The organism is Stenotrophomonas sp. CASM106 (assembly GCF_049384825.1).
Taxonomy (GTDB): domain Bacteria; phylum Pseudomonadota; class Gammaproteobacteria; order Xanthomonadales; family Xanthomonadaceae; genus Stenotrophomonas; species Stenotrophomonas muris.
Window position 1 is genome coordinate 25,360 of the sequence record NZ_JBMRFS010000006.1, and the last position, 20,316, is coordinate 45,675.

Sequence of the window (20,316 nt, forward strand, 5' to 3'; positions counted from 1 at the left end):
ATGAGTGTGTGGGCGATCGGCGACCTGCAGGGCTGCTATGACGTCACCCAGCGATTGCTGGAGAAGATCCGCTTCGACCCGGCGCAGGACACCCTGTGGTTCTGCGGCGACCTGGTCAACCGCGGCGGGCAGTCGCTGGAAACGCTGCGGCTGGTGCACTCGCTGCGCGAGCACAGCGTGGTGGTGCTGGGCAACCATGATCTTTCGCTGCTGGCCGTCGGTTCGCGTACCGAAGAGGAACAGCGCAAGGTCAACCCGGACCTGCTGCGCATCGTGCAGGCCGAGGACCGCGACGAACTGCTGGACTGGCTGCGCCTGCAGAAGCTGGTGCACGTGGACCGCGAGCTGGGCTGGATGATGGTGCACGCCGGCCTGGCGCCGAAGTGGACCACGCAGATGGCCGAGAAGCATGCTGCCGAGGTCGAGGTGCAACTGCATGGCGCCGGCTACCGCAAGCTGTTCCGCAACATGTACGGCGACAAGCCGAGCTGGGCCCCGAACCTGTCCGGTTACGACCGCTCGCGCGCGATCATCAACGTGCTCACCCGCATGCGCTACTGCACCCCGCGGGGGCGCATCGGCATCGAGGACAAGGGCACGCCGGGCACGCAGGAACAGGGGCTTTATCCCTGGTTCGAAGTGCCCGGCCGGGTCGAGCGCGACCTCAAGGTCGTCTGCGGCCACTGGTCGGCGCTGGGCCTGACCATCACCCAGGGCGTGCACGCCATCGACACCGGTGCGGTCTGGGGCGGCAAGCTGACCGCGCTCCAGCTTGATACCGACGAGCTGCGCGTAGTGCAGGTTCCGGGCCGCGACGTACCGGCACCCGTGCCCAACGCCCGCCCGCCGGCGCGACCGGCGCACGAGCGCCCCGGCGCCGCGACGCAGGGCAAGGAACAGGGCGGCAACGCCGCTGCCACCCCGGGCAACCGTGGCCCACGCCGCCGTCGCCGTCGTGGTGGCGGAGGGGGCGGCGCGGGTGGCGGCACCCACAACAATCCCCCGCCGCAGGCGTGACGCGGCGCGGCTGGGCACCAGGGACGGTGCTGCTGCTGACGCTGGCCCTGGCCAGCGGCTGCCAGCCCGGCTCGCCGCCTGCTCCCACGGCTGCGGATGGTGCCGCACATGCGCCGACGCAGCCGCAGGCCCCTTCGCCGCCACTGGTGGCCGCAGCCCGCGCGCAGGTCGGCGTCACCACCCGTTACGATCCTGCTTACCAGGTACTGGCCTATCCCGGCGGCGACGTGCCACTGGATCGGGGCGTGTGCACGGACGTGGTGGTGCGCGCCCTGCGCGATCTGGGCCTGGACCTGCAGGCACACGTGCATGAGGACATGCGCGGCAGTTTCAGTGCCTATCCGGCGATCTGGGGCCTGTCACGGCCGGACCGCAACATCGATCATCGTCGTGTACCGAACCTGATGCGCTGGTTCGAGCGCCAGGGCTGGCAGAAACCGGTCACGGCCCTCGCCGCCGACTACGCGGCCGGCGACATCGTTGCCTGGAAGCTCAATGGCAACGGCCTGCTGCACGTGGGCATCGTTTCTGACCGGCGCCTGGCCAACGGCACACCGCTGGTGCTGCACAACATCGCGCGCGGCACGCGCGAAGAGAACCTGCTGTTCCAGCATGCGATCATCGGGCATTACCGGATGCCGTTGCGACAGTCCCGGTAGAGTCGACTGTTAGTCGACTATCGCGCGCAGCGCGGGTTTTTCGGGTGACCGCCGAGAGCAGTCGACCAACAGTCGACTCTACCCCGTCGGTGTTTTCGTTGGTATTTCCGCGATCAGCGGCGCACGTAGTGCACGAAGCGGAACGCGTAGGCGTGCCGTTCGTCGGCCGGGTGCGGCTCGCTGCTCACTTCCTGCCAGTCCTGCACGTCCACTTCGGGGAAATGGGTATCGGCGGGGACTTCGGCATCGACCCAGGTCAGGTACAGGTCACTGGCCTGGTCCAGCAACTGGTGGAAGATCTCGCCGCCGCCGATGATGCACAGCTCGCTGGCGCCCTCGCCTTCGGCAATCGCCTTCGCCTCGTCCAGCGACGCCACCGCACGCATGCCCTCGAACGGCACCTGGCCGCTGCGGGTCAGTACGAGGTTGGTCCGCCCCGGCAGCACGCGGCCGATCGACTCGGCCGTCTTGCGCCCCATCAGGATCGGCTTGCCCAGGGTGAGCGCCTTGAAGTGCTTGAAGTCATCCGGCAGATGCCAGGGCATGGCATTGCCCTGGCCGATGCCACGGTTGCGGTCCAGCGCCACGATCATCGACAGCTTCAGGGCGCTCATACCGCCACCGGCGCCTTGATCGCCGGGTGCGGGTCGTAGCCATCGATGCGGATGTCGTCGAACTGGAAGCCGAACAGGTCGGTCACCTCCGGGTTCAACCACAGCTTCGGCAGCGCGCGCGGTTCACGCGACAGCTGCTCGCGGGCCTGCTCGAAATGGTTCGAATACAGGTGCGCGTCACCCAGCGTATGCACGAAGTCGCCCACGCCCAGGCCGGTGGCCTGCGCCACCATGTGGGTCAGCAGCGCGTAGCTGGCGATGTTGAACGGCACGCCAAGGAAGATGTCACCGCTGCGCTGGTACAGCTGGCAGCTGAGCTTGCCGTCCACCACGTAGAACTGGAACAGGTTATGGCATGGCATCAACGCCATCTGCGAAAGCTCGCCCACATTCCAGGCACTGACCACCAGCCGGCGCGAATCGGGGTTGCGCTTGATCTCGTCCACAAGCCACTGCATCTGGTCGATCTGGCGGCCGTCGGCGGTGGCCCAGCTGCGCCACTGCTTGCCGTAGACCGGGCCGAGGTCGCCGTTCTCGTCGGCCCACTCGTCCCAGATGCGCACCTGGTTGTCCTTCAGGTAGCCGATGTTGGTGTCGCCCTTCAGGAACCACAGCAGCTCGTGGATGATCGAGCGCAGGTGAAGTTTCTTGGTGGTGACCAGCGGGAAGCCTTCGTTGAGGTCGAAGCGCATCTGCCAGCCGAACACGCTGCGGGTGCCGGTACCGGTGCGATCACTCTTCTCGGCGCCGTGCTCGAGCACGTGCGCCAGCAGGTCCAGGTAGGGCTTCATGCCTTGCCCTCGGCAGCCACCGGCAACTGCGGCTGCAATACCGGCGCGCGGCGCGACATCACCAGCAGCACCAGGCCGAAGGCGATCAGCGGCAGGCTGAGGATCTGGCCACGGGTCAGCCAGTCGAAGGCCACGTAGACGCCGTTGTCCGGCATGCGCACGAACTCCACCGCGAAGCGGAACAGGCCGTACATCAACGCGAACAGGCCACCCACCAGGTAGCGGTGGCGCGGCTTGGCCGACACCGCCCACAGCACCACGAACATCACCAGGCCTTCCAGGAACGCTTCATACAGCTGCGACGGATGGCGGGCGTACGGGTTCAATGCGCCGGTGGCGAACTGCGCCTGCAGCGTCGCGTGGTCGAGCTGGTTCAGCGGGGCCGGCAGGCCGGACGGGAACACCACGCCCCAGGTCCCGTCGGTGTACTTGCCCCACAGCTCGGCGCCGATGAAGTTGCCGATGCGGCCGAAGCCCAGGCCCAGTGGCACCAGCGGCGCCATGAAATCCATGGTGTCGAAGAAATGCAGCTTGTGCTTGCGCGACCACCACCAGCAGGCGCCCAGCACGCCGAGCAGGCCACCGTGGAAGCTCATGCCGCCGTCCCACACCTTGAACAGCAGCAGCGGGTTGTGCAGGAAATCGCCCAGCGCGTAGAACAGCATGTAGCCGATGCGCCCGCCCAGCACCACGCCGAGCATGGCGTAGAACAGCAGGTCGGAGAAGCCGTTGGCATCGACGCCCGGCAGGCGCCCCGCGGCAATGCGCGTGCGGCCCAGCAGCCACGCTGCGGTGAAGCCGAGCAGGTACATGATGCCGTACCAGTGCACCTTGATCGGCCCCAGCGAAAGGGCGATGGGGTCGATGTCGTGGAAATAGATCATGGAAAACGCCTGGCGGGAGTACGGGTATTTTAGCGTCCCTGCCCCGCCCGGGGCCGGGGCCGGCACGGGCGGAGGACCACGCCGCAGATCAGGGTTCAGTCCAGGATCTGGGGCGCGTCAGGCAACGCGTCATGCTCGGACCGCATCGAGGCCGGAAAGTGCCCTTCGATCAGGCTGGAGACCTCGTCGATGGCATCCTGCAATGCCTCGACCGGATGGGCGCCGCGCAGGCCCTCGCGCAGGTGGGTGCAGACCCGCTGCCACTGCGCCGGGCTGACCCGGCCGTGCAGGCCACGGTCGGCAACGATCTCGATCGCGTGATCGGCCAGCAGCAGGTAGATCAGTACGCCGTTGTTGTGGGCGGTATCCCAGGTTCGCAGGCGCGCAAAGGCATGCTCGGCGGCCTGGCGCGGGGTCACCCTGTGCCACAGCGCACCCAGCGGCAGGTCCGCTTCCACCGCGAACATCACCTGCCCGCAGTGGCGCTGCTCACCGGCCGCGATGGCCCCGGTGATCGCCTGCAATGTGGCCGGCGGGAAGGCACGCCGCACCGAGGGCGAGAATACATGGCGGAACAGACGTTGGATCATCACCAGCCTCCCGAAGCGCCACCGCCACCGGAACGGCCGCCGCCACCGCCCCAGCCACCACCACCACCGAATCCACCGCCCCCGCCGAAACCGCCTCCGCCACCCCAGCTGCCACCGCCCCAACCGCCACCGCCGGCAAAGCGACCCGGGTGGCCGGACAGCATCGCCACGATCAGGCCGACCACGCCGGCCAGGCCACTGGCCAGCAGCGTGGAGGTGAACAAAAATGCTGCCAGCGCCGCACCCGCGCCGCCGAGCAGGCCGCGCAGCGGACGCGGCACGCGCGAGAACACGCCGCGCAGGATGCTGCCGGCGAACACGCCGATGAACAGCGCCAGGAACCAGGTATCGCCACCACCACCGGGCTCGCGCCCGCGATGACCGCTGACCGGTGCCGGCAGCGGTTCGCCGTCGATCAGCTTGACCAGCACCGCCGTGGCATCGGTGATGCCGCCGGCATAGTCGCCGCTGCGGAAGCGCGGGACCAGGTATTCCTGGATCACCCGGTTGGCGATGGCATCGGGAATGGCGCCTTCAAGGCCGTAGCCCGGCTCGATGCGCACGCGCCGGTCATCCTTGGCCACCACCAGCAGCACGCCGTCATCCACGCCCTTGCGGCCGATCTGCCATTGGTCGAAGACCCGCGTGGTGTATTGCGCGATGTCCTCCGGCTGGGTGGTGGGCACCACCAGCACCTGCAGCTGGCTGCCTTTGCGCTGCTGCAGCTCGATCGCCTGCTGCACCAGCGCCTGCTTCTGCGTGGCGTCCAGCGTGCCGGTGGTATCGACCACCGGCGAGTCCAGCGCAGGAATCGGCGCCAGCGGCTGTGCCTGCGCTGCCAACGGCAGCCACAGCAGCAGGGCCAGCAGCGCAGTGGCCAGGCGCATCGGTCAATGGCCCGGCTGCGGCGCCGGCTGCTGCTGCGGCGCGTTGCCGAAATCGACCGCTGGCGCGTTGGAAATCTGCGCTTCGTTGTCCACCGTGAAGTTCGGCTTGGTCTTGTAGCCGAAGATCTTGGCGGTGATCACCTGGGGGAACGAACGGATGTAGGTGTTGTAGTCCTGCACCTGCTGGATGTAGCGGCCGCGCGCAACCGTGATGCGGTTTTCGGTGCCTTCCAGCTGGGCCTGCAGGTCGCGGAAGTTCTGGTCGGACTTCAGCACCGGGTAGTTCTCGGTGACCACCAGCAGCCGCGACAGTGCGCTGCCGAGTTCACCCTGGGCCTGCTGGAACTGCTTGAGCGAGGCTTCGTCGTCGGCGTTGACGTTGATCTGGCCGACGCGCGAACGGGCGTTGGTGACTTCGGTCAGGACACGCTCTTCCTGGCTGGCAAAGCCCTTCACCGTCTGCACCAGGTTGGGCACCAGATCGGCGCGGCGCTTGTACTGGTTGAGCACCTCAGACCAGCTGGCCTTGACCGCCTCATCCTTCTGCTGGATGGCGTTGTAGCCGCAGCCGGACAGCAGGGAGGCCAGCAGCATCAGGGGCAGGACACGGGTGAACAGGCGCATGGCGGAGGTTCCGGGTGGGCTTGGCGCCGAGCATGCCACGGTTCGGGTGAAAGACCGGCCATCGGGCGCCGCCCCCTCCGCGGTGGGTGGCAAGGAAGCGTTATCGGGGTCGGCCGGGAGGGTGGGTTGGCTGGGGGGCGCTGCAAGTACGTCCATGTAAGCTCGGTCGCCGCATCCATGCGGCTCACGCCCCCAGCCAACCCACCCTCCCGGCCACGGACAATTTCCTGCACACCGCGGGAGGATCAAAAGAAAAAATCAAAAGCAAAAGCCGGTTCTTCAGGCATTCGTGTCGACCAAGGTCGACACCTACCAGAGCGGAACGCCGTTACGACAGATCGCGGGAATCTGTCGAAGGCGGGGTGGGTCCGGTTGAGGGGGCGTGAGCCGCATGGATGCGGCGACCGAGCTTACATGGACGTACTTGCAGCGTCCCCCTCAACCGGACCCACCCCGCCAAGCCACGGAATGCAGGCTTTTGCCGTTGACGTTGATTCAGCGGGTGCAGGGCTGCAAGCCCTGCCGGAATCCAACACCCCTCAGCAGGCCTCAGCCACCGCAGTGCGGGGACGCCCCAGCCACGCCAGCAGCAGGCCCGATGCCGCCAGCAGGCCACCGGCCACCGGAATCGCGGCATAGCCCAGGCCCGAGCTGATCACCGCACCGCCCAGCGCCGCACCCACCGCATTGCCCAGGTTGAACGCACCGACGTTGATCGACGACGCCAGGCCCGGCGCCTCGCTGGCCGCCTGCATCACCCGGATCTGCAGCGGCGGTACGAGGGCGAAGGTCGCCGCGCCGAACAGCAGCACACCGAGGGCGGCGGTGGCGTGGCTCATGAAGGCCAGCGGCAGCACGAACATCAGCACCGCCAGGACGGCCAGCAGGATCCGTGTGGCGCCATCCAGCGACCAGTCGGCCATGCGCCCACCGATGCCATTGCCGAGGGTGAAGCCGATGCCGATCAGCGCCAGCGAGATCGCGATGAAGGTATTGGAGGCGCCGGTCAATTCGGTCAGCACCGGTGCGACGTAGGTATAGAGGGTGAACATGGCACCGGCGCCGAGCACGGTGGTGGCCATCGCCAGCAGCACCGGCGGCTGCAGGATCGCCTTCAGTTCGCGGCGCACGTCCGGGCGCGGCCCCGGTGCAGATGCCGGCAGCGCGAAGCCCAGCGCGGTGATTGCGATCAGGCCCAGCGCCGCAGTACCGGCAAAGGACAGGCGCCAGCCCAGCTGCTGGCCGACCCAGGTCGCCAGCGGCACGCCGCCGATGTTGGCGATGGTCAGGCCCATGAACATGGTGGCCACGGCGGCAGCCTGCTTTTCCTTCGGCACCAGGCTGGCGGCGACCACCGCACCGATGCCGAAGAAGGCACCGTGGTTGAGGCTAGTGACCAGGCGCGACAGCAGCAGCAGCCCGTAGTTCGGCGCCAGCGCGGACAGCAGGTTGCCGACCACGAAGATGGACATCAGCAGCATCAGCGCGGTGCGCTTGCCGAAACGGCCCATCAGCAGGGTCATCACCGGCGCGCCCAGCATCACGCCCACGGCGTAGGCGGTGATCAGCATGCCGGCGGTGGGGATCCCAACGCCCACGCCGTCGGCGATGACCGGCAACAGGCCCATCGGGGCAAATTCGGTGGTTCCAATGGCGAAGGCGCCAACGGCAAGCGCCAGCAAGGCGGCTCTGGAATTCATGGGGGTTTCCTGGGGGGCGGGAATCGGGAGTGCGTAGCCTGCGCGCTTTGCTGCGCCGGATTAAGCCTCGGCCCGGGAAAACACTGTTGATCCTGATTCACAAGTGGAGGCCGGAACGCCGCCGCAAGTGCAAAAACCGCAGCGCCGTTCGTTGTAGAGCCGCGCCCCACAACGCAGAACCCCCGGCCAGGCCGGGGGTTCTGGGTGACACACGTGCCAATGGCGCGCTTACCAGTTGCCGGCGCCCGGCACGTTGTGTTCGCGGGCGCGGCGGCGCATCAGCAGGTTCAACCACTCCACCAGCACCGAGAAGCCCATCGCGGCGTAGATGTAGGGCTTGGGCACGTGCACGTCCAGGCCGTCCAGGATCAGCACCGCACCGATCATCAGGATGAAGGCCAGGGCCAGCATCTTCACGGTCGGGTTGGCGTCGATGAAGCGGCCCAGCGGGTTGGCGGCCAGCAGCATCACCAGCACCGACAGCAGGATGGCCGCCACCATCACCGGGATGTGGTCGGCGATGCCGACGGCGGTGATCACCGAGTCAAGCGAGAACACGATGTCGATCACCGCGATCTGGGCGATCACGTAGCCGAACACGGCCGAGGCCTTGGTGGTGCTGGGGTCTTCGTCCTCGCCACCGCTGATCAGTTCCTTGATCTCCATGCAGCCCTTGATGATCAGGAACAGGCCACCAACGATCAGTACCAGGTCGCGGATGGAAATGCCCATGCCGGCCACGGTGAACAGGTTGGCCGCCATGTGCGCCAGGTAGGCCAGCGAGACCAGCAGGCCGATGCGGGTGATGCAGGCCACCGCGATGCCCAGCTTGCGTGCGAACGGACGACGCTCTTCCGGCAGCTTGCTGACCGCGATGGAAATGAACACCAGGTTGTCGATGCCGAGCACGATTTCCAGCGCGCTGAGCGTGAACAGGGTCACCCAGGCATTGGGGTCGGCGAGGAACTCAAAGGACATGGAAACTCTTCAAGGCAGTGGGGGAATGGGGTTTCAGCCGTAGCTGCCGGCCAGCGCGTGCGGAACCACGACCAGCGCCCAGCACAGCAGCACGTTCATCATCAGCACGAACACCGCTGCCGAGCCCATGTCCTTGGCGCGGCCAGCCAGCTCGTGGATCTCGCTGCCGTAGCGTTCGATCACCGCTTCGATGGCCGAGTTGGCAAGCTCCATCGCCAGCACCAGCAGCATCGAGCCGATCAGCAGCGCGCGTTCGACCGGGGTCTGGCCCAGCCAGATCGCGACCGGAGTCAGCATCACCAGCAGGTATACCTCCAGCCGGAACGAGGACTCGTGCAGCCAGGCGGCGCGCAGGCCCTGCCAGGACCAGCGGGCGGCCTGGAAGATGCGGCGCGGACCGCGGGGCATGTGGCCGAACTGATCAGCCACGGGTGGAACATCCAGCAACAGGGGCGCGGCGCAGCGACCGCTCAGACGCACGGCAGGAAATCATGGGTGCACAGGAATAGGCAGATGGCCGCCATTTTGCCACAAGGCCGCCAACCGCACCCCGCACCGGCCCGCTGAACGGCCTGCCAGGGGCAAGCACCGGGCTGGGCCGTGCTTCTATGATGGAGCTCCCCTTGCCTGCTGGAGCGCCTGATGTCCCGTCGCCGTACCTGCCTGCTGATGCTGGGCCTGCTGACTGCCGCACCGCTTGCCCAGGCCCTGAGCCCGGCCAGGCCGCCGCAGGTGCCCGAACAGGTCTCCAATGTGGCCTGGGCCGGCGACATGGCCCGCTTCGCCAGCGCCGACCAGGCCAACCCGCCGCCGCGTGGTGGAATCGAGTTCATCGGCAGCTCCTCGATCCGCTTCTGGGAGAGCCTGGCCACCGACTTCCCCGGCCAGCCGGTGTTCAACCGCGGCTTCGGCGGTTCGGAAGTGCGCGACAGCACCTGGTATGCCGGCCAGATCGTGGTGCCGTATGCGCCGTGCAAGGTGTTCTTCTACGCCGGTGACAACGACCTCAACAGCGGCCGCAGCGCCATGCAGGTGCGAGATGACGTGGTCGCCTTCGTGCAGCGCGTGCACCGCGACCTGCCGAAGACCAGGGTCGAATACCTGTCGATCAAGCCGAGCCCGTCGCGTGCGCACCTGCTGCCGGCGATCAACGAAGCCAACGCGCTGATCAAGGCTGCGCTGGCCAGGCTGCCCAACACCGGCTTCACCGACATCTACACGCCGATGCTCGGCGCCGATGGACAGCCGGACGCGACGCTGTTCCGCGAGGACATGCTGCACATGACCCCGGCCGGCTATGCGATCTGGACCAAGGCGCTGGCGCCGAAGGTCAACTGCAACTGAGGCACTGTGGACGTCGGGCATGGCCCGGCGCTACCGCACCCCATCCACGCATGGCCTGGATCTACCGACATTTCAGCGGGATGGGGTCAGAGCCGGTTGCGCCGCAACGGGATCCGACCCCGGCAGGTCGCCGCGTTACCGGAAGACCACCGTGGCCTCGGTGCCCTTGCCCGGCTGGCTGGCCAGGCTGACCTTCCAGCCGAAGCGGTCGCACAGCCGGCGCACGATCGACAGGCCCAGGCCGGTGCCCTGCGGGCGGCTCGGCTCGGCGCGGTAGAAGGGTTCAAACGCGCGCGACAGCGCCTCGGCGGACATGCCGATGCCGGTGTCGCGCACCACCACCCGGTCATTGAGCACGTGCACGTCGATACGCCCTTCGTCGGTGTAGCTGCAGGCGTTGCGCACCAGGTTGCTGACCACCACCTGCAGCACCCGCGGCGGCGCGTGCAGCTGCACCGGGCCTTCGCTGTGCAGGTGCACTGACACCAGACGCGTACCCAGCAGTTCGTTGGCGTTGTCCACCTCGTAGCGGACGATGTCGTTGACGTCGAACAGCTCGATCTGGGGTTCGACGTCGGCCTCGCGGGCCAGGATCAGGAACGCGTCGATCACCGCTTCCATGTCACGGCCGGCGCGCTGGATGCGCTGCAGGCTGCGGCGCAGGCGCGGCTGCAGGGTTTCATCGCCCAGGGCCATGTCGCTGGCCACGCGGATGACAGTCAACGGCGTGCGCAGCTCGTGGCTCGCGTCGCGGGTGAAATTGCGCTCGCGCGCCACATGCGCGCTGACCCGGTTGGCCAGCGAATGCAGCGCGGCCGCCAGCTGCCGGGTCTCGCCCTGCATGTCCGCGGGCAGCTTGTTCGGTTCCAGGTCGGCCGCCTCCGGGTGTCCCGGGTCCCAGCGCGAGACGCGCCGTGCCAGCCAGTTCACCGGCGACACCAGGCGCTTGGAGGCCCGGTAGGTGACCCAGCTGGCGCCATACACCGCCAACAGGGTCAGCAGCACCGGCACGATGCCGAACCAGAACGCCAGCATCTCCGCACGCGAACGCAGGAACACCAGGTACAGGCGGCCGGCCGGACGCACATCGACCAGTACCAGCTGGTCATCCTTGGGCAGCTCGTGGAAACCGGGTTCCAGGTTGCGCAGGTTGGCCGGCAACGACAGCGCCGACTGCCCGCTTTCCAGCAGGTAGCCGCGGATGTTCTGGGTGTTGGGCGGTGGCTGCACCGGCGAGGCCTCGTGCAGCGTCCAGTAATAGGCCGCTTCCTCGCGCAGGGCGGCGCCGACCAGGCTGTGCTTGATCACCAGCGAAACCAGCCAGGCACCGAGCAGGATGCCCAGGCTGGCCAGGACTGCCTGCAGGATGAAGGCGATACGGATCTTGCGCGGCAGGCCGTGCGGCATTGCGGGGTCCCGGTCAGAGCGCTGCGATTATAGGCAGCGCGCTGCGCCGTAGTCGTGCACGGAGGATGACCGGCGGCAGTGCCGGCCGGTCATCCGTGCCCGGTGCGGGGTCGTTGCCCGGCCGGGCCTGATGCTGCACCGGCCTGGCCCCGATCAGGCCATCGGCTGGGCGATATCGGCAATGCGGTAACCGGCGCTCTGCACGGTGTGCAGCAGCGGACGGTCGAACGGCTTGTCGATGATCTTGCGCAGGTTGTACAGATGGCTGCGCAGGGTGTCCGAATCCGGCAGGCCATTGCCCCAGATCTCGCGTTCGATCTCCTGGCGGGTGACCACGCGCGGCGATTCGCGCATCAGGATGGTCAGCAGGCGCAGGCCGATCGGCGACAGCTGCAGTTCGGTACCGGCACGGGTGGCCCGCATGCTGACCGGATCGAGCACCAGGTCGGCGACCTTCAGCACTTCCGAACCCACCTGGCGGCGTTCACGGCGGATCAGCGCGCGCAGGCGGGCTTCCAGCTCCTGGATCGCGAACGGCTTGGTCAGGTAGTCATCGGCGCCGAAACCGAGGCCGGTGAGCTTGTCGTCCAGCGTGTCGCGTGCCGTGAGCATCAGCACCGGGGTGGACTTGCGCGCATCGTTGCGCAGGCGACGGCATACTTCGATGCCATCCAGGCGCGGCAACATGAGGTCGAGCACCACGACGTCATAGCTGTTCTCCGCCGCAAGGCGGTAGCCATCCAGGCCGTCCTGTGCATAGTCGACTTCGAAGCCGCGACCTTCCAGGTATTCCCCGATCATCTCGGAGATGTTGCGGTTGTCTTCGACCACCAGCACCAAGCCGGAGGTCTCCTTCGTCTGACGCATGTGATTCCCTCTAACTTCAGCTTTGTGAAACATGCCGGATCGACGGTGGACGCGATGTGAAGTTCCGTCAAGAGGGTTGTAAATCGTTCAGAGCAGGGGCCGCAGGAGTGGCCAGACGTTGTCCAGCACCCTCGATTGCGCCTGCGCCGTGGGGTGCAGTCCATCGGGCTGCATCATGCCCGGCTGCAGGGCCACGCCCTCCAGCAGGAACGGCAGCAGCGGCACCTTGTACTGCGTGGCCAGCGCCTTGTAGGCCGCCGCCAGGCGCTGGCGGTAAGCGGGCCCATAGTTGGGCGGCACGTCGATGCCCAGCAGCAGCACCCTGGCGCCGGCCTTCTGGCTGGCCTGTACCATCTTTTCCAGGTTGCCCTGCACCTGTGCCGGGGTCAGCCCGCGCAGCGCGTCGTTGCCGCCCAGCGCGATCACCACCACCGTCGGCTTTTCCTTCGCCAACAGGCCCGGCAGGCGAGTCAGCGCGCCGGCCGTGGTTTCCCCGCTCATGCTGGCATTGACGATGCGCGCCGGTGTTTTCGACTGTTGCCTGACCCGCTGCTGCAACAGGCTGACCCAGCCGGCGTCGGCAGGGATATTGTGGGCAGCACTGAGGCTGTCGCCGAGCACCAGCACCGTGCCTGCCGGGTCTTTGGCTCCGGCCAGCCCGGGCAGCAGCAATCCCAGCAGCAGCACCATCATCGCGCCGGCTCGCCGGCTCCATCCCGTCTTGCGCATTGGAGTCTCCTCATCGACAGCCTGTCCCCCCGCAGCACGCCCGTCGCCATCGCCGTCGACCAGGTCGGCAAGTCCGTGCAGGGCCCGGAGGGTGAAGTCCACATACTGGACAACATCACCCTGACCGTCCATGAAGGCACCAGTGTGGCCATCGTCGGCGCTTCGGGGTCCGGCAAGACCACCCTGCTCGGCCTGCTGGCCGGACTGGACCTGCCCAGCCGCGGCCACGTCGCGCTGGCGGGCCAGAACCTGGGCGACCTGGATGAAGAAGCACGGGCCCAGCTGCGCGCGCGCGCGGTCGGCTTCGTGTTCCAGAGCTTTCATCTGCTGCCGGCGCTGACTGCCGCCGAGAATGTCGCGCTGCCGTTGGAACTGGCCGGACGCGAGGACCGCGCGCGGGTGGACGAGGTGCTGGCGCAGGTCGGCCTGGCCCATCGCGCCCGCCACTACCCGCGCCAGCTGTCCGGCGGCGAGCAGCAGCGCGTGGCGCTGGCACGTGCCTTCGTCACCCGCCCGCGCATCCTGTTCGCCGACGAACCGACCGGCTCGCTGGACCACGCCACCGGCCAGCACATCAGCGACCTGCTGTTCGAACTCAACGCCGGCAGCGGCACCACCCTGGTCCTGGTCACCCACGACCTGCGCCTGGCCCAGCGTTGCCAGTACATCCACCGCATCGATGACGGCCGCCTGCTGCCGGTCGAGCGTGGGGCACAGGCATGAACGTGCTGCGCCACGCGTGGCGCGCGCTGCGCCGCGAGGCGCTGGCCGGCGACCTGCTGACCGTGTTCGCCGCGCTGGTGCTGGGCGTGGCGGTGATGACTGCGGTGGGCACGCTGGTGAACCGGGTCAACCTGGCGCTGACCGGCAGCGCGGCGGAAATGCTCGGCGGCGACCTCGGCATCGCCGGGCGCGATGATCCGCCGCAGGCATTCGCCGACGAGGCGCAACAGCGCGGCCTGGCGCATACCCGCATCGCCAGCTTCGGCAGCGTGCTGTTCAACGGCGATGCCAGCCAGATGGCCAGCATCAAGGCGGTACAGGCAGGTTATCCACTGCGCGGCACGCTGCGGGTCCGGGCCACGCCCGGCGGTGCGTTGATCGCCGATGCCGGCATGCCGCCCAAGGGCCAGGCCTATGCCGACCCACGCCTGCTGCAGGGATTGGGGCTGAAGGCCGGCGATGACCTCGAGTTCGGCGCCGGCACGCTGCGCATCGCCGGCATCATCGAGGCCGAGCCGGACAGCGGTGGCGACCTGCTGACACTCTCGCCCACCCTGCTGGTCAACCGCGCTGATGTGGAGGGCACCGGCCTGCTCGGCCCGGGCAGCCGTATCAACTACCGGCTGATGTTCGCCGGCGCAGCGGAGCCGATCGCGGCGCTGCGCCAGTGGCTGCTGCCGCAGGTGAAAGGCCTGCGCCTGCTGAGCGTGGACGACACCCAGCGTGGCGTGCGCCAGGCATTCGATCTGGCCGGGCGCTTCCTCGGCCTGAGCGCGCTGCTGGCGGTACTGCTGGCCGGTGTGGCCACCGCGCTGGCGGCCAACCGCTTCGCCCTGCGTCGCATCGACCAGGTGGCGATCCTGCGCTGCCTGGGCGCACGCCAGCGCGACATCCTGCTGGGCCTGGCGCTGCAGCTGCTGATGCTGGCGGTGCCAGCCTGTGCGCTCGGCATCGGCCTGGGCATGGCCGCGCAGGAAGGCCTGGTGCAGGTGCTGGGCAGCCTGGTGCCGCAGCGCCTGCCGCTGCCGGAAGCGATGCCGGCGCTGACCGGTGCCGGCATCGGCCTGCTGCTGCTGTTCGGCTTCGGCCTGCCACCGCTGCTGCGCCTGCGCGGGGTGCCGCCGATGCGGGTGCTCAACCGTTCCTTCGCCGCCCTGCCGCCGGCGTCGCTGCTGGCCTATGTGGCGGCGCTGGCGGCCAGCCTGCTGCTGGCGGTGCAGGTCACCGGCGATCTGAAACTGGCGCTGTGGGTGCTGGGCGGCCTGGCCGCGCTGGCGCTGGCGGCCGGTGCGCTCGGCTTCGTGCTGCTGCAGCTGCTGCGCGGCCTGCAGCACCGCCTGCATGGCAACTGGCGGTTGGGCCTGGCCGCGCTGACCCGGCGCCGGCTGCTGGCGGTGATGCAGCTGGTGGGGCTGTCGCTGTCGCTGTGCGCGTTGTTGCTGCTGGCGGTGACCGGACCCGGCCTGCTGCAGCAGTGGCGCGAGCGCCTGCCTGCGGATACGCCGAACTACTTCCTGATCAACATCCAGCCCGAACAACGCGACGGTGTGCTGGCCGCATTGCGTGGACTGGGCGCCGGCGACGCCAGTATCGAGCCGATGGCGACCGGCCGCCTGATCGCGATCAACGGCAAGCCGCCGCTGCGCGTGGACCAGGCCGCCGCCGAGGGGAACGGCGCGAACAACGGCCCGCGCGAGGACGACGACGAGAACCGGCCGCTGAACTTCAGCTGGCGCAGCAGCTTCCCACCCGCCAATGCGCTGCTGGAGGGTCGCTTCTGGCAGGCCGGCAGCACCGCGGCGGAAGCCTCGGTGGAAACCGGCTGGGCGCGGCGCTACGGCGCGCACCTGGGTGATCGCATTACGATTTCCGTAGGCGAGCAGCAGCGCGAGTTCACCGTCACCAGCATCCGCAAGGCGGACTGGAACACATTCCGCCCGAATTTCTTCGTGCTGTTGAACCCCAATGCGGTGGGCGATACCCCGCACAACCTGCTGTCGGCCTTCCATCTGCCGTCCGGCAACGCGGCCGGGCTGGGCGAGCTGGTGCGCGCGCAGCCGAACCTGTCGCTGCTGGACGTGGACGCGGTGATCTCGCAGGTGCGCGATGTGATGGAGCGCGTGGCGCAGGTAGTGCAGCTGGTGATGGTGTTCAGCCTGCTGGCCGGCGTGCTGGTGCTGCTGGCGGCGCTGCAGGCCACCGCCGGCGAGCGCCGCTACGACAGCGCGGTGCTGCGCACGCTGGGCGCGACCCGGCGCCAGCTGCGCGGCGCGGTGCTGGTGGAGTTCGGCGCGCTGGGCACGCTGGCGGCGTTGCTGGCGGTGGGCGCGGCCGCAGCGATCGGCGTGGCGGTGTCGCAGAAGGTGTTCGAGCTGCCCTTGCTGCCGCCGTGGCCGGGCCTGCTGATCGGCGGCGTGGTCGGCATCGGCTTGAGCCTGCTGGCGGGCTGGTGGGGTACGCGGGCGATCCTGCATACGCCGCCGGCATTGGCGCTGCGCGAGGCCTGAATCGGTTGCGCCTCCGGATGGCGTGCCGAGCAAGCCCGGCCCCCACCGGCAGCCGGTGAATGCGGTGCCGGGTACCCCCGGCACCTCTCTCCATCGCGGCGATCAGCCTTCCTTCGGCGCCTTTTCCACGTACTTGGCGAACACCTCGTCGATCTGCTTGTCCTTCACCTTTTTGCCGGACTGGATCGCTTCGGCCTGGGTGAACAGCGGAATGATCATCGCCATGCCATCGATCTTGGTCTTCAGGTGCACGCCCGGGGCCTGGCCGAGGAAGCCGTCCCAACGCTGGCGCACCTTGGCCCAGTAGCCGGCAGTGGCCTTCCAGTAGTCACGCGCCGGGGTGAAGTCGACCTCGGTGGTCTTCACGTAGTCGTTGAAGCCGAACTCGCGTGCGATCTCCACCTGGCTGCCGTCGGCGTTGCGCTGCACCTTGGTGTTGAACTGCTCGTGGGTCCAGCCATTGGGCGTGAGCGTGTGGCGGTTGACGACGGCCAGCGCGTTGTAGTCGCTGCGCTTGGTGTACTCACGGCGCGGCAACGGGCGCCAGCTGAGGTCGCTGGTCCAGCTCGGCACGTTGTTGGTGTAGGTCCATTTGCCGGTGCCGCAGTAGCGCGGTGCGTCGCTCACTTCGTACACGCACTGGGTCCAGGCGCCCTGGTTCACCGCTGCGGGAATGCGGCGTACCTGCCAGGTCTGGTCGGCGCTGAACTCGAATCGGTTCGGTGCTTCGTAGACCCAGTCCTGGCGCCAGTGCTTGGTGATGTGGCCGCTCTTCTCGTCCAGCAGCAGGTGCTGCAGCACGATGCGCTTCGGCGTGTCCTCGACCACGATCACCAGTTCGTTGCCGCCGCTGCGCATCGCCGGGGCGCGCTCGTAGCCGGGCTTCAGCAGCACGGTCTCGTCGAATGCGAAATCGACGGTGTACTCGCCCTGCATGGCAAGGATGCTGTCGTGGTCGCGGGCGATGCCGGAGGGCTGCGCGCTGGCCACGCCGCTGGTGGCGAGCAGCAGCAGGACGCTGGCTGTCTGGAGCTTCATCGGGGTCTTCCTTCGGGGTTGCAGATGCAGTGAGAGGCCGTCCGTGGCCGACAGGCGTTCCATCGGGAAAGGGTTACAGCCGGATCAGCGGCAGGTCGCCGGGAACCCGCGGCGCCGAGCGACGTGCAGCATCGGCGCAGCAGCAATCGTCGATCGCCAGCTCGCCTTCGGCACCTTCCAGCCGCGCGATGCGACGCGCGGTGGCTGCGCCCAGCGAGGACAACGTCGACAGGCTTGCAGCCAGGGTGCGGCCGTCGTCGGCGGCATGCAGGCGCAGCGCGCACAGTCGCCAGCGCTGGCCACCGAGATGGCCGGCCAGGCGCCGCCACAGGCGTTCGCCGACACTGCCCTCGCTGTCATGCTCCGGGCCCGGCGGCAGCGCCGCGACCAGCCGGTCCCAGGCCAGGAAATCGCTGTCGGGCAGCAGGTACAGCCGCCACACGCAGCGGCCGCGGGCATCGAGGAAACACAGGCTTTCGCGCACGCCCTCGCTGTCCACGCCCTGGCAGGCATGCACGCGTACTGCCTGGCGCCAGCCACCGAGCTCGTTGCCGTCGGCGCGGTACAGGCACAACACGGTGCCGAGCGTGGCCAGCTGTGCCGGCGTCGGCCAGGCCGCGCTGCCCTGCGCGGCGATGGCGTCGTTCCTGCGTGCGGACAAGGCTCGGCTCATGAGGTCACCAGGAAACGGCAAGGCTGGCGGAGAGGGTGCGGCTCGGGTTGGTATAGCGGTCCAGCACGCGGCTGCCCGGCGACAGCGTCGAACCCACGTTGGACCAGTCGATGTAACGCTTGTCGCCCAGGTTGAACACGCCGACGTTGAAGGTGGCGCCCGGGGCGAAGTTCCAGTGCGCCATCAGGTCGGCCACGCCGTAGCCGGCCGGGCGGTACACCGTGGCGGCGGTGACGCGGTCCTTGCGCTTGACGAAGGTACCGGCCAGTTCGACGCCCCAGGTGTCGGTGTCGTACATCAGGCCGACGGTGCCACGCAGCGGGTCGACCGAATCCAGCGGGGTGTCTTCGGTCCTGTTGTCGCCGCGCGACCAGGCCACCGAGCTGCGCAGCGCCCAGCCCTGCAGCGCCGGGCTGATCTGGCCGAAGTCGACGCCGGCCTTCATTTCGGCACCATAGATGCGCGCATCCGCGATGTTGCGCGACTGGAACACCATCAGGCCCTGGGCGTTGGTGCCGACCAGCGATTGCGACTCGATGAAGTCCTTGTACTCGTTGTAGTAGCCGCTGAGGCTGACGTAGGCCGCTGGCGACAGGAAGCGCAGTCCCAGCTCCATGCCGTCACTGGTTTCCGGCTTCAGGTCCGGATTGGGAATGGCGGTGTAGCCGAAGGCGAAGTTGGTGAAGCCCAGGTTGACGTCGTTGTACGGCGGCGAGCGGAAGCCATGCGAATAGCCAGCAAACAGCGACCATTCGTCGGTGAAGCGATAGACCATGCCCAGCTTCGGCGAGACGCTGGTCTTGGTCAGCCTGGCCACCGCAACGCCGGGATTGTCGTCGGCGAAGATGCTGTCCACCTCCGGCTTCAGCTCGTAGCGGTCCACGCGCACGCCCGGCACCAGCGACAGCTTGCCGTTGGCCATGCGCATTTCGTCCTGTGCGTACAGGCCCAGCTCGGTGGTCTTGCTGATCGGGAAATCGCGCACCGGGAAGGCGTCGGGCAGGATGGTGGTGCTGGTGTGGCCATTGGCCAGCACCTGGTAACCGTCGCGCTTCTGGCGGATCTCGGTATGCGCGCCCTCGAAACCGTAGGTCAGCGCGTGTTCGACGCTGCCGGTGCTGAACGCCTTGTTGAACTGCGCCTGCAGGCCGTAGACGCGCTGGTCGAAGTTGAACTCGCGGTGGCGGCGGCTGCGGTTGGCGCGGTCCTCATCGGTGATCTGGGTGGTTTCGCTGTGCTGGGTATACAGCTGCCAATGCAGGCTGTCGGCGAAGCCCTTGTCCAGCGCATCCATTTCATGGGCGAACGACACGCGGGTGCGGTTCTGCGTATCGCGCGCCTTCATGCCGGTGGTGGTGGTGCGGTCGATCGAGGACAGCACGTTGGTATCGGTGTTGTCTTCGTTGCCTTCCACGGTCAGCCGGAAGCGCTGGTCCTCGCTGGGTGCATAGACCAGCTTAGCCAGGCCACTGCGACCATCGCGGTCCTGCGGGTTGGGCGCGGTGCGGGTATTGTCGAGGCTGCGTACATCACCCTTGTTGCCGGTTTCCTGGCCCTGGCGATGGTTGATGTTGACCATGCCGCTCCAGTGTTCGCCGCCGAACGCGCTGGTCACGCCGCCGAGCAGGCCCTTCCACTCACCGTCGTAGCCGAACTTCAGGCCGACGTAGCTGTCCTTGCCATCCTTCAGATAATCGGCAGGATCCTTGGTGACGAAGGCGACCACACCCCCGAGCGCGTCGGACCCATACAGCGAGCTGGCCGGGCCGCGCACGATCTCCACGCGCTTGAGCGTATCCAGATCGGTGAAGTTGCGGTTGGCGTTGGAGAACGAGCCGATGTTGAAGCTGGTGGGCATGGCGATGCCGTCGGTCTGCACGCGCACGCGGTTGCCGTCCAGGCCACGGATGCGGATGCTGCCAAGGCCGAAGCGCGCGGCGCTGCGGCTGACCGACAGGCCCGGCTCGTAGCGCAGCAGATCCTTGATGTCCTGCACCAGGTGCCGGTCCATCTGCTCGCGGTCGATGACGTCCACGGTGGCCGCCACATCGCTCACCGCCCGCTCGGTGCGGGTGGCGGTGACCTGCACACGGTCGAATTCGCGCGCATCGGGCGCGGCGGTGGCCGCGGCAGCAGCATGGGCAGACAGCGGCAGGGCCATCCAGACGGCAAGGCAAAGGGCGGTAGGGCGGGTCATCGGGTTCGTTCGGTCAGGCAGGGGAACCCCCGGTTACCGGCACACCCGGAGGGTGCACGCGGTAGACCGAGGGGGAGAGAGCGGGAG

20 protein-coding genes are annotated in these 20,316 nt (G+C 68.1%); 5 read left to right on the forward strand and 15 right to left on the reverse strand.

Annotated features, from left to right (window positions below):
* Positions 1–1,017 carry a symmetrical bis(5'-nucleosyl)-tetraphosphatase gene (locus VG556_RS15080; protein WP_053495547.1) on the forward strand — a complete coding sequence of 339 codons (1,017 nt, stop codon included), beginning with the start codon at positions 1–3 and terminating at the stop codon, positions 1,015–1,017.
* Positions 1,014–1,676 (forward strand): DUF1287 domain-containing protein, encoded by a 663-nt coding sequence (locus VG556_RS15085; RefSeq protein WP_100449354.1) that lies wholly within the window; start codon positions 1,014–1,016, stop codon positions 1,674–1,676. The genes VG556_RS15080 and VG556_RS15085 overlap by 4 nt, the downstream gene beginning before the upstream one ends.
* A 113-nt stretch (positions 1,677–1,789) precedes the next feature.
* Here the strand turns inward: VG556_RS15085 and VG556_RS15090 are convergent, their stop codons facing one another.
* The 9 genes from VG556_RS15090 to VG556_RS15130 all read right to left on the reverse strand — a co-directional run bounded on the left by VG556_RS15090 (position 1,790) and on the right by VG556_RS15130 (position 9,173).
* Positions 1,790–2,281, reverse strand: coding sequence for a dihydrofolate reductase (locus tag VG556_RS15090; RefSeq protein WP_049440214.1), 492 nt, complete (start codon positions 2,279–2,281; stop codon positions 1,790–1,792).
* Positions 2,282–2,286: 5 nt separating this feature from the next.
* Positions 2,287–3,081 carry a thymidylate synthase gene (locus VG556_RS15095; protein ID WP_049440158.1) on the reverse strand — a complete coding sequence of 265 codons (795 nt, stop codon included), beginning with the start codon at positions 3,079–3,081 and terminating at the stop codon, positions 2,287–2,289.
* A complete protein-coding gene (gene lgt / locus VG556_RS15100) occupies positions 3,078–3,965 on the reverse strand; it encodes a prolipoprotein diacylglyceryl transferase (RefSeq protein WP_014645981.1) in 888 nt (295 codons plus the stop codon). Before lgt ends, VG556_RS15095 begins: the two co-directional genes overlap by 4 nt.
* A gap of 95 nt (positions 3,966–4,060) precedes the next feature.
* Positions 4,061–4,555 carry a TPM domain-containing protein gene (locus VG556_RS15105; protein ID WP_053495551.1) on the reverse strand — a complete coding sequence of 165 codons (495 nt, stop codon included), beginning with the start codon at positions 4,553–4,555 and terminating at the stop codon, positions 4,061–4,063.
* The gene (locus VG556_RS15110) at positions 4,555–5,442 is read right to left on the reverse strand and encodes a TPM domain-containing protein (protein WP_049420663.1); all 888 of its coding nucleotides are present in this window, start codon (positions 5,440–5,442) and stop codon (positions 4,555–4,557) included. The genes VG556_RS15105 and VG556_RS15110 overlap by 1 nt, the downstream gene beginning before the upstream one ends.
* A 3-nt stretch (positions 5,443–5,445) precedes the next feature.
* Complete coding sequence (locus tag VG556_RS15115; protein ID WP_005415338.1) at positions 5,446–6,066, reverse strand: LemA family protein; 621 nt, start codon at positions 6,064–6,066, stop codon at positions 5,446–5,448.
* A gap of 539 nt (positions 6,067–6,605) precedes the next feature.
* The gene (locus VG556_RS15120; protein ID WP_014645977.1) at positions 6,606–7,766 is read right to left on the reverse strand and encodes an MFS transporter; all 1,161 of its coding nucleotides are present in this window, start codon (positions 7,764–7,766) and stop codon (positions 6,606–6,608) included.
* A gap of 228 nt (positions 7,767–7,994) precedes the next feature.
* Positions 7,995–8,744, reverse strand: a complete 750-nt coding sequence (locus tag VG556_RS15125; protein ID WP_005408127.1) for a TerC family protein — start codon at positions 8,742–8,744, stop codon at positions 7,995–7,997.
* 33 nt (positions 8,745–8,777) lie between these two features.
* The gene (locus VG556_RS15130) at positions 8,778–9,173 is read right to left on the reverse strand and encodes a diacylglycerol kinase (RefSeq protein ID WP_014036025.1); all 396 of its coding nucleotides are present in this window, start codon (positions 9,171–9,173) and stop codon (positions 8,778–8,780) included.
* A gap of 213 nt (positions 9,174–9,386) precedes the next feature.
* On the opposite strand from VG556_RS15130, the gene VG556_RS15135 reads away from it, so the two are divergent.
* Positions 9,387–10,088 (forward strand): SGNH/GDSL hydrolase family protein, encoded by a 702-nt coding sequence (locus VG556_RS15135; RefSeq protein WP_014645976.1) that lies wholly within the window; start codon positions 9,387–9,389, stop codon positions 10,086–10,088.
* Between the two features lie 135 nt (positions 10,089–10,223).
* Here VG556_RS15135 and VG556_RS15140 read toward each other — a convergent pair whose 3' ends face one another.
* The 3 genes from VG556_RS15140 to VG556_RS15150 form a co-directional block, all read right to left on the reverse strand.
* Positions 10,224–11,495, reverse strand: coding sequence for a sensor histidine kinase (locus VG556_RS15140; RefSeq protein WP_014645975.1), 1,272 nt, complete (start codon positions 11,493–11,495; stop codon positions 10,224–10,226).
* A 153-nt stretch (positions 11,496–11,648) separates the two neighbouring features.
* Positions 11,649–12,362 (reverse strand): response regulator transcription factor, encoded by a 714-nt coding sequence (locus VG556_RS15145; protein ID WP_002811889.1) that lies wholly within the window; start codon positions 12,360–12,362, stop codon positions 11,649–11,651.
* Positions 12,363–12,449: 87 nt separating this feature from the next.
* Positions 12,450–13,091: an arylesterase gene (locus VG556_RS15150; protein WP_049406109.1), complete on the reverse strand. Its 642-nt coding sequence runs from the start codon at positions 13,089–13,091 to the stop codon at positions 12,450–12,452.
* Between the two features lie 75 nt (positions 13,092–13,166).
* On the opposite strand from VG556_RS15150, the gene VG556_RS15155 reads away from it, so the two are divergent.
* Both VG556_RS15155 and VG556_RS15160 read left to right on the forward strand, forming a co-directional pair.
* The gene (locus tag VG556_RS15155; protein WP_075076551.1) at positions 13,167–13,814 is read left to right on the forward strand and encodes an ABC transporter ATP-binding protein; all 648 of its coding nucleotides are present in this window, start codon (positions 13,167–13,169) and stop codon (positions 13,812–13,814) included.
* The gene (locus tag VG556_RS15160) at positions 13,811–16,321 is read left to right on the forward strand and encodes an ABC transporter permease (protein WP_100449353.1); all 2,511 of its coding nucleotides are present in this window, start codon (positions 13,811–13,813) and stop codon (positions 16,319–16,321) included. The genes VG556_RS15155 and VG556_RS15160 overlap by 4 nt, the downstream gene beginning before the upstream one ends.
* 102 nt (positions 16,322–16,423) lie before the next feature.
* Here VG556_RS15160 and VG556_RS15165 read toward each other — a convergent pair whose 3' ends face one another.
* From VG556_RS15165 to VG556_RS15175, 3 genes are all read right to left on the reverse strand, one after another.
* Entirely contained in the window at positions 16,424–17,359 is a 936-nt protein-coding gene (locus VG556_RS15165; protein WP_032956723.1) for a DUF6607 family protein, read from the reverse strand.
* 73 nt (positions 17,360–17,432) lie between these two features.
* Complete coding sequence (locus tag VG556_RS15170) at positions 17,433–18,032, reverse strand: hemin transporter (protein ID WP_032956720.1); 600 nt, start codon at positions 18,030–18,032, stop codon at positions 17,433–17,435.
* Between the two features lie 4 nt (positions 18,033–18,036).
* Positions 18,037–20,229 (reverse strand): TonB-dependent hemoglobin/transferrin/lactoferrin family receptor, encoded by a 2,193-nt coding sequence (locus tag VG556_RS15175; protein WP_414616623.1) that lies wholly within the window; start codon positions 20,227–20,229, stop codon positions 18,037–18,039.
* Between the last annotated feature and the right edge of the window lie 87 nt (positions 20,230–20,316).